This is a genomic window from Vibrio sp. SBT000027 (assembly GCF_963894355.1).
Classification (GTDB): domain Bacteria; phylum Pseudomonadota; class Gammaproteobacteria; order Enterobacterales; family Vibrionaceae; genus Vibrio; species Vibrio splendidus.
In genome coordinates, this window is record NZ_CAWQGD010000004.1 from 13,015 (window position 1) to 26,262 (window position 13,248).

Below are 13,248 nucleotides of genomic sequence, written 5' to 3' on the forward strand. Positions count from 1 at the left end.
GCTAAGAATGGCTATTAATTAAGAATGTATGCCAAGGTTTTATCCAACGCTCCTCGGTTTTGTTCAACAACTTGATAAGCGGCTAAGCCTTTATCTTTACGTAATTTAGGTTGGGTGAACAGCTCTCTGAGTTGGCTTGCAATGTCACAGCTATCTTGACAAATAACCACGGCATTGGCTTCCAGCAGTTTGTCTGTGATCTCGCTGAAGTTAAAGTAGCTAGGACCATTGAGTAAAGGTAACTGCAGGGCCGCAGGCTCTAGAAGATTGTGACCACCTACCTTATCGCCTACAAGGCTTCCTCCCATAAAGCACACGTCAGATCCGCCGAGTAATACCAACATTTCTCCCATCGTATCCGCAATATAGACTTCAACCTCAGACGTTATTGGCTGCTGACTTGTTCGAGTGATAGTGTTGAAGTCGCGCTGTTTAGCTAGCTCAAACACTTGGTTAAATCGCTCAGGGTGACGAGGCACAATCATCAGCAAGGCATTAGGGTTGTCTTTTAGAAGTTGCCTATGAGCATCTAAAACAATTTCATCTTCACCTTGGTGAGTGCTGGCCGCTATCCATACACTGCGTTCAAAGCCAATTTGTTCACGTAACGCTTTACCTTTCGATACTTGTTCAGCTGAAACTTCAATATCAAACTTGAGCGATCCTGTTACATGCACAGATGCTTTATCTAGCCCCAACCTCACAAAGCGTTCAGCATCACTTGGGTATTGGCAAAGTACTTGAGACAGGTTTTTGGCTAAGAGGTCAAAAACGGCTTGGAATTTAGCATAACGCTGGCACGAGCGTTCGGATAGGCGAGCGTTGAGTACCGAAATGGGGATACCAGCTTTAGCGACGCAGTGCAGTGTGTTTGGCCATAATTCTGTTTCCATGATTAGCATCTGTTTAGGCTGAACTGTTTTCAAAAAACCTCGAATACACCAAGAAAAATCAATCGGCATGTAGCGATGCTCGACCAAATCACCAAGCTTGTCTATCTGCTCAGCACCCGTGCTGGTTGTCGTGGTAACGATGATGGCTTGATTTGGATCTCGCTGTTTCAATTGTTTGATAACAGGCATCGCAGCAATAGATTCACCAACCGACACGGCATGAATCCAGATAGGGCTTTTACCTTGAGTTTGCGGCGTGATCCCGAAATGTTCTTTCCAACGCTGACCAAAACTTGGTTTGCCTGGTTTACTCTTATAAAGCCCATACAGCAGTAGCGGAGAGGCTAGTGACAATATGAGAGTGTAGAAAAGTCGTATAAGCATAAGAACAGTGACACCAGAAGGTAAAATCAGTATTGAGAAGAGTATTTTCTTCAATCTCGAAAGTAAAGAGCGTTATAATTAAATGCTTAGTTGCACTTTCAAACGGAAATGGTGAATTTTATCTCATCGCTTATGCAAACCGATCAAACCTATCGTTTCTTGCTCTACGTCGAGCAAAATTACTCATTTGCTATCCTTCGTCCCTTTTATGATTACGCGAAGCAGCTCGGCCACGATGTTAAGTGGTTGCTTGTTGGTGATGAGGCTTCTGAACATCTTTTACTAGAGCATGAACAGAGCGTCTCTTTAGCTGAAGCTGTCTCTTTTAACCCTTCGGCTGTTCTAGTGCCCGGTGATCGCGTTCCTGCGTTTATTCCAGGATTGAAGGTGCAAGTATTTCATGGCTTAAACGAGAGCAAACGAGGGAACTTATACCCTGAGCGTGGTCTATTTGATTTGTATTGCACTGAAGGCCATGAAAGAACAAGTTCGCTTGAGCCGTTAGCCAAGCAACGCGGCTATTTTCAAGTAAAAGAGACTGGGTGGTTGAAGCTAGATAGCTTGTTTAGTTATCAAGCTGGTGAGAAGAGTCATGAGAGACCTCAAATTCTGTTTGCTTCGACGTTTTCGCCAAGTTTATCGTGTGCTGAACTGGTTTATGAAGAGTTAAAGCGACTAAGCCAAAGTAGTCAGTGGCAATGGTTAGTGACATTACACCCTAAAATGAAGCAAGAGACACGAGTAAAATATCAAGCACTGGAAGGGGATAACCTTCTCTTTTTCGATAATGACCGAGTGATTGAAATGCAACATCGAGCTGATGTTATGGTGTGTGACAACTCATCGATATTTCAGGAATTCTTGTTGCTCAATAAGCCTGTTGTCACGGTAAATAATCGTGACCCTCAAGCAAGCTTTATTAATATTGCTCAGGCTGAACAGTTAGAATCAGCTATTAAGCAAGCCATGCTAGCTGATGAAGCTAGAGATGACGCTATCGCTAATTACGGCCCGTCAATTACACCGCATTTAGATGGACAATCGTCGGCTAGGGTTCTGAATGCTATTACCGATGTGTTGGAAAGTGGCTGGCAAGATAGAAAACCAAAAAATTGGATTCGTAATTTTAAGATCCGTAAATCATTAAACTATTGGAAATTCTAGGGCTGAATAATGAGAAAACATACCCTGTCTGTCATTGTTATCACCAAGAATGAAGAAGACCGAATTGAAACTTGCCTTAAATCTGTCGTTGATATTGCCGATGAGCTGATCGTTTTAGACAGTGGTTCAACAGACGCAACCGTTGAGATATGCCAAAAATACACAGACAACGTGACCATCACAGACTGGCCGGGCTTTGGTAAACAAAAGCAACGAGCTTTAGATAAAGCTACATGTGATTGGGTGTTATCAATCGATGCTGATGAAGCGTTAGATGAAGAGATGAGTAAGGCTCTTGTTGAATTATTAAAACAAGATCAAATCAAACATACTGCTTATAAACTTCCTTGGGGAGTGACCCTTTATGGGACAACGCTCAAGTATGGCCGTAGCGCTCGTGCAGTCTTAAGGTTGTTCAAGAGAGACGGTTCTCGATATACGCTTGATGAGGTTCATGAGACGGTTGTTCCAGAGCAAGGCTCGACAGGGATATTGAAGGGGTTTCTTCTTCATTACACCCATCGCGATTATGGCCATGGTTTAGATAAAGCAGCGCAGTACGCTTGGCTTGGCTCCCAAAAATACCATCGTAAAGGCAAGAAATCACACGGCTTATTTTTGGCCTTGTTACGAGCGGCATGGACATTTTTCCTTGTTTATATTATTCGCCGCGGCTTTATGGATGGTAGTGTCGGCTTCATTATGGCGATGACCTACGCTCAAGTGAATTTCAATAAATACGTCGGTTTGTGGATTCTTGAAAACCGTTCAGAAGACAGCTCAAAAGACCAAGCCAAATAGGAACCGATAGATGAAAATTTTAGTTTGTGCATCTTACTTGCATGCATGGAACAGTTTACGCCCTGAAGCCGCAATCTTTATTGAGCTTGCGCGTCAAGGTCACCAAGTCACTATCATGACCCAAGGTGAGTCTGAGCATGTCTCAAAGTTAGAAGAGTACGGCATTCGAGTCGTTGATGGTTATCCAAAGCGTAAAGTTTGTTTTGATACCATTAAAAAAATTCGCCACGAGCTAAAAACGCATGATCACGACATCTGCTATGCTTTTAACTCTAAGACTATCCCCAATGCCGCGTTTGCGTGTATTGGCTTTAACGTTAAGTTAGTCGTTTATCGAGGTACAACCGGAGGGTTATATCGACATGACCCTAGTGCTTATTTAACGCAACTTCACCCTCGTGTAGATGGCATAGTCTGTGTTTCTGAAGCGGTTCGACAAGATGTGGTGAAGCGCGTTTGGAAGAACAAAGATAACGTTGTTACCATATACAAAGGGCATGAATTGGATTGGTATAAAGTGCCACCAACCGAGCGCTCCGAGTTTGGTTTGAATGAAGATGATGTAGTCGCGATTACTGCAGCGCATGTAAGGCCAAGTAAAGGTATATCTGTTTTACTTGAGGCGACCAAATACATTACTGCACCAAACTTCCACTTAATCTTAGCGGGCAGCGGCTATGAGCCTCACTTTGATGAGATGAAAGCGAGCCCTATGAGTGAGCGAATTCACTACATTGGTCATCGTACTGACATCCCTTCGATCATGTGTATGGCAGACTTTCAAGTTCAGCCATCGATCAGCGGGGAGGGTCTACCACGTACGATTGTCGAAGCCATGGCTAATGGCACAACTTCTGTCGTGACAACTACTGGTGGTGCCCCTGAGCTCGTTGTAGATGGTGAGACTGGTTATATTGTCCCGACCGGTGACGCTAAAGCGTTAGGTGAGGCGATGGACAAGCTCGCACAAGATAAGGCCAAGTGCACTGCAATGAGTGAAGCGGCTAAGAAGCGCCTAGATGAAAGCTTCAGTTCACGAGTGACAGTTAAGAAGCATTTGGAATTTTTTGATAGATTGTTGAGTAGATAGTCATGAACCTATATTTGTGTTCTACATTACGGCACTTTCTATTTGCTTTATTGAAATCATTAAATGAGGTAGAGCAGGAAAGTAGAATAATAGTTGTTACGGATCAACAGGGACTTGATCCTGAAAGCTTCGATTTATCTATCTTACCCAGTACCATTACCGTGAAGTTTATTGGGAGAAAAAAACTTCTTAAAGAAATATATCGTGGTGGTATGGGGTTTATTCATAAATGTTTTGCTGTTGCTAATTATCAGAGTGATTTTTTTAAAAAAAGAACAGCTAATAAGTTATATGAAAGTGAGGTGTTGAGTGAGGCATTTGTAGAGGAAAAAACTCGTTTGTTTTTATTCAATGATCGCAACCGCCTTTCAAGATTAATACGTTTAGCTTTTCCTTTTTATGAGGTTATAGAAGACGGGTTATCGAATTATACAGGTACAGAGCTAAGTCTCACTGACCGTTTTCTTTCCAATAAAAAAGGCCGGCGTTATATTGGAGATGATAGACGCTGCAAGTTTATCCATTTACTTAACCCTAAATTGGCCTCTAGCCAGATTGCAAAGAAAGTACAACGTATAGACTTCATCGATCCTAATAACGTCAACACCTTCTTGTATTCAATTTTTAAATTGGATAATTCAAACGTGGTGATTCCTGATGTGATTATTGCAACTCAACCTATCTCTATCTCTGGAATGAGTGACTTTGGGCATGATATCACCGTTTATCGAAGAATGGTGGAGCACCTTGAAGCTCAAAAATTAACATATGTTTTTAAAGTGCACCCAAGAGAAAATGAAGATAAGTATAAAAATGCGTTTCAAGATTCTAATTTTATAAAAAGTAAAATCCCACTGGAGTTGTTGGTGTTTGCTTCTTCAGGCTCACCAGTAGTCTTCTCTGTATACTCTAGTGCTGGTATGGGATTTGAAGGTTTTTGCCGTAGAATGACTTTAATAACGGATGATGAAGCTGAGATGCAGGCTGAGATTTATAATCAATGGAAAGAAAGTTTTTTAGACTTAAATAAACGCTTAGAGGCAATGTTTTGATAAAAAAAATGGTTTTTGTAATATCAGCTCTAAGAGGTGGTGGTGCCGAGAAGTTTGTACTCAACCTTTACAAAGCTATGGAAAAATATCAGGGCTATCAATGCCATATTGTCTGTATAGAAAAAGCCATCGAACACGATATAAACGGATATCGTGTACATTTTGTGAGTGATTTCTGTAACGTTTCTAAAAAGGGGTTAAGACGCCTTACATACAAGAAGAACGTAGCTAGATCTGTCGAACAATATATAAGTGACAAAATATCAAAAGACGCTCTGGTACTCAGTAACATGTTGTTAGCTGACAAGATCATGTCTGAAAGTACCTTGCGAGTACATCACGTAATTCATAGTTCATACTATTCGGCGTTTTTACTAGGGAAAGGTTGGCTTAAGAAAAAACAAATAAAAAGAAAAATAAACGCGACTTATAAAAATCACCCTCTGATTTTTGTGTCTGAAGCTTCAAAACGTGAGTACGAATCATCATTTGAATCTAAGTTCTCAAATACTGTGATTTATAACCCAACAGAGTCAGGAGAGCTTGAACATTTAGCTAGTGCAACCGTTGATGTGGAGAGTTTAGGTGAATATCTTGTACACATTGGACGATTCAATCGAGCTAAGCGACATGATCGTTTGATTGATGCATTCTCAAAAATGACTAACACATCAGTCAAGCTTGTCTTACTTGGAAATGGTGGCCTGTTAGAGAAAGCTCAGCAACAAGTTAAAGCTCTAGGCCTTGAAGACCGTGTCATTTTTAAAGGTTTTTTAGCGAACCCATACCCTTATTTAAAGCATTCTAAAGGCTTAGTGCTGACCTCTGATTTCGAGGGTTTACCTACGGTATTGATAGAGGCAATAGCCTTGGAAAAACCTGTACTTACTACGAATTGCTCGGGTGGTATCAATGAAATCGTCGGTGATAACCAACTCGTAATTTCTACAAAGAGTGATCTGCCAGAAAATATGGATAAAATGTTATCTCACAGCCAACATTATACTGTTCCATTTAATAATAAGTTTTCGGCTATGTGCATAACTGAAGCTTACCATCAACTTAATTTATATTAAATTCATGGGGATTTAGCCGATTAATAGGTTAGTTATAAATCATATTCAAGGTAAGGAAGGGGATTCTATATCCCCCTTTCACTTATCTTATTTAAACTTGTTTTTAATTTTGAAAAGGTATTTTTGTTGAGTATACAGCTTTCCCCAAACCCCTTTATGTTTGGATTTTAAAAAAATAATACCTTTATTACTTTTCCAAGAGTGTTGATACCAGTGAGTCATATAGCGAGGTGTATGATTATTTATATCTAATAGTTTCTTTCCATCATATGCATAAAAATAAGCTTGTTCATATAATCGACATGGTTCTAATTCTTGGAAACCATCGTGAGTTAACTTGTAGGATAAAACCTTAGGCCCCATATATAGCGAAGATGACATTATTTCGTTTTCATAGAAATGAACAAGCTTCGCTAATATTTTTGAGTTTTTATCGGCGTAAATTATTGCATTTCCTAGGAATTTATCACTTTCCCACCCAGCAGAAAAAGACAATTCATCAAATAGTGGGAAGGGATCTTTGGTAATTGTTACGTCTGTATCTAAATAAAGCCCACCTTCTAAAGACAATATTTTTAGGCGTAAGTAATCGGTGACGAAAGCATAGAGTTCTCTTTTATAGCATTCTCGAGCAAATTCACAGCCATTTATCAAGTCGATTACGACAGGGTTATCATCTAGCCAAAGTTTATAAGTAAACCCCTGCTTTTCCCAATCATCGATGCATGCATTAGAGAAACTGTTCGGAGTGCCTCCTAACCAGATTGCGTGAATTGTTTTATTTTGCTTCATTTTCAATATCACCTTTAAAATTATAGCTGTATAACACACCAAGAACTAAAGTGTGAATTAATACGCCGCTTTTAACAAAGAGGTATGACTCAAATAAATTCAAAACTCCTAAGAATGAATATAGGCAAACGGCAAAAACTAATATATCACGAGAGCCTCTATTTCTAGCAATTTTAAAAACATGAGTATATAAATATACCAACAGTATGATGCCAACTAGACCATAGGAAGCGATTAACTCCATGTAACTACTATGTAGGTGCCTGATTTTGTATTTTTCATACATTTCAGTATGATTTGAATGGTCTAAAATATACGTATTTGCATTATTCCCTAACCCTAAGATAGGGTTAAAGAGGAATTGCTTAATTGTATCGATCCAGGAATGGACCCTAATACCAACGGAGGTGTAAGGTATATTCTCAGAAAATCCATCCAACTTGTGAATTATTTTTTCTCGAGATGTTAATTTGTTAACCGGATTTTTTGTTGAATAAAAAGGTGTTGTAGCTTCGTTAGTTTGAGGTTTTTCCTTAATTGCAACTTCTTTGATCGGAGAGTTTTTGTCAATTAAAACTTCAGTTTGTCTTACGTTATTTTCAACACTTTGATCGTATTTCTCTTGAAATTCTTTCGCTTCATAGTTTACTCGTGGAAGAGACGAGTAAATAAAGCTAACTAGGGTGGCTAATAAAATCATAAAAACAACAACAAGGTTGCCTTTATTTTTTTTAAAACTGGAAAAAAATAAAATGATAAATGGGATTGCGAGTGCAACATAAGCAGAGCGAGATTGTGTTCCCATTAAAAGAAAAATAGTGGTAGATACTAATACCAATAATGGTATTAGTTTTCCAATACTTAGTTTTGCCTTAGAAGCGATATATGTAATAATTATCAAAGAAGCAGCAAGAAGTGCACCCGAATGGTTTGCGTTCATGAAGTTATAGTCAACTCTAATCCCTTTCGTTATTTTGGAGTAATCAGAGTAGATATCATTCGAATGTAGTAGGCATGTGAGTATTACACCAATGGAGAAAGCAAACAGGGTTATATTTATTTTATTATTATCACCTTTTAGCCAATATGCTATAACGAAAAATACAAAAAAATAGCCAAGCCAAGTCAATGATAGAACGTTAGTATATTCTGGATCCAATAAATATAAACTATACCAACTTATAGTCTGTATGATGATAGAAGCAATAAATAGTTGGATAACTCTAAAATTAATTATATTAACACGGTGTATGTATAATGCACTCAAGGTACCTAAATAGATGATGGTTTGGAAAACATCCCCAACATAACGGTAGGATGTTTTGAACATAAAATAGCCCGTTATGCATGAAAGTAATACCAAGCTAAAAGTCGTTTCATTTTCCTGAAAATATTTCAATTTAATCATTATCTATAAGGGTTTATGTTGTTTTCTGGACGAGTCTTAAGCAACCTTAAGATCCACATATATTGTTCAGGATTCTTACTCACGTAATCTTCAATACATTGATTCATCATACGTGCGTCCTCCTCTTCGCTTCCTGTTGGGAAGGGTAGAGCAGGGTAGAAGTCCAGGGTGTATTGGCCAGTACTGCTATCGCATTGAGCAAACAAAGGAACTATTTTAGCTTTACTCAGTTTCGATAGTCGACCAAGGCCTGAAATTGTTGCTTTTTGAGTAGCAAAGAAATCAACGAAAACACTGTGCTCACGGCCAAGATCTTCATCAGGGAGATAGTAACCCAGGTACCCATCACGTACTGACTTGATGAAAGGTTTGATACCACCACTGCGATCATAAACACGACCGCCGTATTGCACGCGCTGTCGGTGCATTAGCCAGTCACTGAGTTTGTTTTTTTGTGCTTTCGCCATCGCAGATACAGGTAAATTGCGTGAAGCTAATAATACCGCTGGGATATCGATAGCCCATGTGTGTGGCACCAGCAAGATTACATTATCGCCACTGTCTGTAATATCGGTTAGGTTGTTCAGGCCGTTTATCGAAGTGTTATTCTCTAGCCAAGTTTTACTCTTGAGTGTCAGTGAGGCAAATCCCATCAAAAATGAGATGGAAGTAACGTATGACTGATAGAGAGTTCCTTCGCGCTCTTCGATAGATTGCTCAGGGAAGCACATCTCAAGATTCACTCGAGCCCGGCGGTTAGCCTTATTCTTAATTTTTACAGCTTGCTTAGCCATAAACTTAGCTAATGCTAAACGAATGCTATTAGGTAAGAAGCAGACTAAAGACGATAACAAAACAGCAATCCAAGTTCCCCAGTATTTAGGAGCTAGAAAACCCCATTCAAACTCAGGATTGTAAGCTTTTGGATCAAAATCATTGCGTTGTGTGGTCATTCATTCACTACATTATTTAAATCAGAGAGTTAACTTAATATCGGTCACTCTGGGAATGATTATATTCGTTAGACATTCCCAATAATACACGCTAAAAGTAGGGTGTATTATTGGTCCTAATCTGAAATATACCGTTAAGCGTTTACGATCTTCATGTACTCAGCAACGCCATCGGCTACTGCTTTAAACTCGATATCGCAACCTGTACCGCGAAGCTTCGTTAGGTCTGCTTGAGTGAATTCTTGGTAAGCGCCTTTTAAATGCTCAGGGAAAGGAATCGTTTCGATTTCGCCTTTACCATGGTGTTTGATAACTGCCTTGGCGACTTCTTCAAACGACTCAGCATTGCCGGTGCCTAGGTTAAATATGCCAGAAACACCATTTTCTAAGAACCAAAGGTTTACTGCTGCTACATCACCAACATACACAAAATCACGCTTGAAGGTTTCGCTACCCGCGAACAGTTTCGGGTTCTCACCGGCGTTCATTTGGTTGTTTAGGTGAAATGCTACTGATGCCATACTGCCTTTGTGTTGCTCGCGTGGACCATAAACATTGAAGTAACGGAAGCCAACGATTTGTGGAAGCGTTTCGTTATGCGCTGCAGCATCCGCGGTTAATCGGCGAACATAGTTATCAAATTGTTGTTTTGAATAGCCGTAGACATTCAATGCACCTTCGTACTCTCGCTCCTCGATAAAAGTATCGGTTTCGCCATAAGTGGCAGCAGAAGAGGCATATAGGAAGGGAATTTCACGCTCCACACAGTAATGAAGTAGCTCTTTTGAGTACTCATAGTTGTTGAGCATCATGTATTTGCCATCCCACTCAGTGGTCGCAGAGCATGCACCTTCATGGAAAACCGCTTCAATATGACCGAAATCATCACCAGCCATAACCTGAGTTAGAAAGTCATCACGATCCATGTAATCAGTGATGTCTAGGTCTACAAGGTTCTTAAATTTCTTACCATCTTTTAAGTTGTCGACGACCAGAATATCGTTGTGGCCCGCTTCATTTAGCGCCTTAACAATATTGCTGCCAATCATGCCAGCACCACCCGTTACGATAATCATAATTTCTAACTCTTTTGAATACAAAACTGTCACGAGTATAGCAAGGAATGGATAAAGCGGGCTAGTGGAATAATTCCCCAACCAGAGTATGATACGGCAAGCTAAGTTATAAATTATGTTGAGTTAATTACTCAAAACTATAGGTATTATCATGAAGATTGCAGTAGCCGGTACTGGGTATGTGGGTCTATCAAACGCAATGCTGTTAGCACAACATCATGAAGTAGTCGCGGTAGATATCATCGATGAAAAAGTGACAATGCTGAATAATAAGCAGTCGCCGATTGTAGATAATGAGATTGAGCACTTTCTATCAAATAAGACGCTGAACTTCAGGGCGACAACAGATAAAGCGGCTTACAAAGATGCTGAGTTTGTCATCATTGCTACTCCAACCGATTATGATCCAAAAAATAATTATTTTGATACCAGCTCTGTAGAATCGGTCATTAAAGACGTCATGGATATCAATCCCAATGCCGTCATGGTGATCAAATCAACGGTACCTGTTGGTTATACTGAGCGCGTTAAGCAAGATTTAAACTGTGAAAACATTATGTTCTCGCCAGAATTTTTACGTGAAGGCAAAGCCCTGTACGACAACCTGCACCCATCACGCATTATTGTTGGTGAGTGTTCTGAGCGAGCGAAAGTGTTTGCAAACCTTCTTGTTGAAGGCGCAGAAAAAGAGAATATCGACGTACTGTTTACTCACTCCACAGAAGCGGAAGCAGTAAAGCTCTTCTCAAATACCTACTTGGCGATGCGTGTTTCTTATTTCAATGAGCTCGACTCTTACGCCGAAGCGCATGGTTTGGATTCTCGTCAGATCATCGAAGGTGTGGGTTTAGACCCTCGAATTGGCAATCATTACAACAACCCTTCATTTGGTTACGGTGGTTACTGCTTACCGAAAGACACCAAGCAGTTATTAGCTAACTATCAAGATGTACCAAACAACATTGTGGGCGCTATTGTTGACGCTAACCGCACCCGTAAAGATTTTATTGCGGAGTCCATTATTAAGCGCTCGCCTAAAATTGTAGGTGTCTATCGCTTGATCATGAAGGCCGGCTCGGACAACTTCCGTGCGTCGTCGATTCAAGGCATCATGAAGCGTTTGAAAGCTAAAGGTATTGAAGTGGTCGTATTCGAACCTGTGTTGGAAGAAGAGCATTTCTTTAACTCGAAGGTGTATTCTGATCTCGAAGAGTTTAAAGCCGTATCAGATGTGATTGTATCCAACAGAATGGTCGATGAAATATCAGACGTTGCAGATAAGGTGTACACACGAGACCTGTTTGGCAGTGATTGATCTGGTTTTATTTTAGCTAATGCTAATTAGACCAGATGTTATCAGCTCGATCTATCCGCTTAGTGGCGATATACTGAACCACTAAACGGATAGGGATACTAATAACTGATGAAAACACGTGACAAGATTGTTTACGCTGCTCTAGAGCTTTTTAATGAGCACGGCGAGCGTAGTATTACGACCAATCATATTGCTGAGCATATCGAGATTAGCCCTGGTAACCTCTACTACCACTTCCGTAACAAACAAGAAATTGTACGTGACATCTTTACGCTCTATTCAACAGAATTGCTTGAAAGGTTCACACCGATTCAAGGGCAACAAGAAAGCCTGACGCTACTAAAGCGCTACTTAGATTCTATCTTCACGTTGATGTGGAAGTACCGATTCTTCTATGCGAACTTACCTGAAATATTGTCACGTGATGAAAAACTCCACCTTGATTACATGGCCGTTCAAGAAAAGCTGCAAACGAATCTTGTGGATATTATGAGAGCCTTCGTTGAGTTGAACTTGCTCAAAGCAACGGATACGGAAATGAAGTCGATGGTCACTTCTCTTCACTTGATCGCATCAGGTTGGTTGGCTTATCAGTCTGCGATGTCTCCAAAAGCCCAAATTACCGAGCAAGTTGTACATCAAGGGATGCTACAGATGATAGCTACTGTGAAGCCTATTGCGACTGCCCAAGGTTTTGAGCAGCTGACATTATTGGAAGATGGTGTAAGGGCGTTGAACTCTAAATAGAAAGAGACGAGTAAGCGAGATGCGGGATTCGAAGAGCTAAAGAGCAGATGCGAGTAACCGAGATTCGAAGAACGGGGAAGAGCAGATTTGAGTAACCGAGATTCGAGATACGAAGAGCGGTGGTTACTCATTAATACGATTACTGCACTCGCTTTTTAAAGCTCTTGGTTAACATGTTATTCGTATCGATTTTTTCATCACGCATTGTAAATAGCGACGTCATTCCCTACAGCGAGGTACGAGCGTGATAGGGAATCTTTGTGTTGTGGTGAATTAAACATGACAAATAATATATGAGACTGAGATTCCAGATATTTCGTTCCTCAATTCTGGAATGACGAAGTTTTGTAAGTGACTAGTTCAAGGCCTCTTAACTCTTTTGGGTTGCTCAAGATTAATTAGTACCTTTTCCTCGAACCTACTCTTAACCCTTCTGTATCTGGAACATTCGCCCCGATCCTTTAGCATCTCGGTTGCTCGCATCCCGCATCTGCTTT

Annotated in this window: 12 protein-coding genes; 7 read left to right on the top strand and 5 right to left on the bottom strand. The window is 40.2% G+C overall.

The features are described from left to right. Positions 1-14 precede the first annotated feature (14 nt). Positions 15-1,277 (bottom strand): lipid IV(A) 3-deoxy-D-manno-octulosonic acid transferase, encoded by a 1,263-nt coding sequence (gene waaA, locus AACU28_RS09910; RefSeq protein ID WP_121602859.1) that lies wholly within the window; start codon positions 1,275-1,277, stop codon positions 15-17. Positions 1,278-1,409: 132 nt separating this feature from the next. On the opposite strand from waaA, the gene AACU28_RS09915 reads away from it, so the two are divergent. Genes AACU28_RS09915 through AACU28_RS09935 form a run of 5 tightly spaced genes read left to right on the top strand, consistent with a single transcriptional unit; the run spans position 1,410 to position 6,460 of the window. Then, positions 1,410-2,441 carry a CDP-glycerol glycerophosphotransferase family protein gene (locus tag AACU28_RS09915; protein ID WP_121603678.1) on the top strand — a complete coding sequence of 344 codons (1,032 nt, stop codon included), beginning with the start codon at positions 1,410-1,412 and terminating at the stop codon, positions 2,439-2,441. Between the two features lie 9 nt (positions 2,442-2,450). Beyond that, a complete protein-coding gene (locus tag AACU28_RS09920; RefSeq protein WP_121602860.1) occupies positions 2,451-3,242 on the top strand; it encodes a glycosyltransferase family 2 protein in 792 nt (263 codons plus the stop codon). Between the two features lie 10 nt (positions 3,243-3,252). Beyond that, positions 3,253-4,332 (top strand): glycosyltransferase family 4 protein, encoded by a 1,080-nt coding sequence (locus tag AACU28_RS09925; protein WP_121602861.1) that lies wholly within the window; start codon positions 3,253-3,255, stop codon positions 4,330-4,332. Between the two features lie 2 nt (positions 4,333-4,334). Next, the gene (locus AACU28_RS09930) at positions 4,335-5,384 is read left to right on the top strand and encodes a glycosyltransferase family 52 (RefSeq protein ID WP_121602862.1); all 1,050 of its coding nucleotides are present in this window, start codon (positions 4,335-4,337) and stop codon (positions 5,382-5,384) included. Further along, a complete protein-coding gene (locus AACU28_RS09935; RefSeq protein ID WP_121602863.1) occupies positions 5,381-6,460 on the top strand; it encodes a glycosyltransferase in 1,080 nt (359 codons plus the stop codon). Before AACU28_RS09930 ends, AACU28_RS09935 begins: the two co-directional genes overlap by 4 nt. A gap of 87 nt (positions 6,461-6,547) precedes the next feature. On the opposite strand, the gene AACU28_RS09940 is transcribed toward AACU28_RS09935, so the two are convergent. The 4 genes from AACU28_RS09940 to rfaD form a co-directional block, all read right to left on the bottom strand. Further along, positions 6,548-7,252, bottom strand: coding sequence for a glycosyltransferase family 32 protein (locus AACU28_RS09940; RefSeq protein ID WP_121602864.1), 705 nt, complete (start codon positions 7,250-7,252; stop codon positions 6,548-6,550). Beyond that, positions 7,239-8,582, bottom strand: a complete 1,344-nt coding sequence (locus AACU28_RS09945; RefSeq protein WP_259462667.1) for an O-antigen ligase family protein — start codon at positions 8,580-8,582, stop codon at positions 7,239-7,241. Before AACU28_RS09945 ends, AACU28_RS09940 begins: the two co-directional genes overlap by 14 nt. A 77-nt stretch (positions 8,583-8,659) precedes the next feature. Next, complete coding sequence (gene lpxM, locus AACU28_RS09950; protein WP_121602866.1) at positions 8,660-9,613, bottom strand: lauroyl-Kdo(2)-lipid IV(A) myristoyltransferase; 954 nt, start codon at positions 9,611-9,613, stop codon at positions 8,660-8,662. 134 nt (positions 9,614-9,747) lie between these two features. Further along, entirely contained in the window at positions 9,748-10,689 is a 942-nt protein-coding gene (gene rfaD, locus AACU28_RS09955) for an ADP-glyceromanno-heptose 6-epimerase (RefSeq protein WP_121602867.1), read from the bottom strand. A 151-nt stretch (positions 10,690-10,840) separates the two neighbouring features. Between rfaD and AACU28_RS09960 the strand changes: the two genes are divergently transcribed. Together AACU28_RS09960 and AACU28_RS09965 are read left to right on the top strand one after the other, a co-directional pair. Beyond that, on the top strand, positions 10,841-12,004 hold the full coding sequence (locus AACU28_RS09960; protein WP_121602868.1) for a nucleotide sugar dehydrogenase: 1,164 nt from the start codon (positions 10,841-10,843) through the stop codon (positions 12,002-12,004). Positions 12,005-12,112: 108 nt separating this feature from the next. Further along, on the top strand, positions 12,113-12,751 hold the full coding sequence (locus AACU28_RS09965) for a TetR/AcrR family transcriptional regulator (protein WP_004733226.1): 639 nt from the start codon (positions 12,113-12,115) through the stop codon (positions 12,749-12,751). Positions 12,752-13,248: the final 497 nt, after the last annotated feature.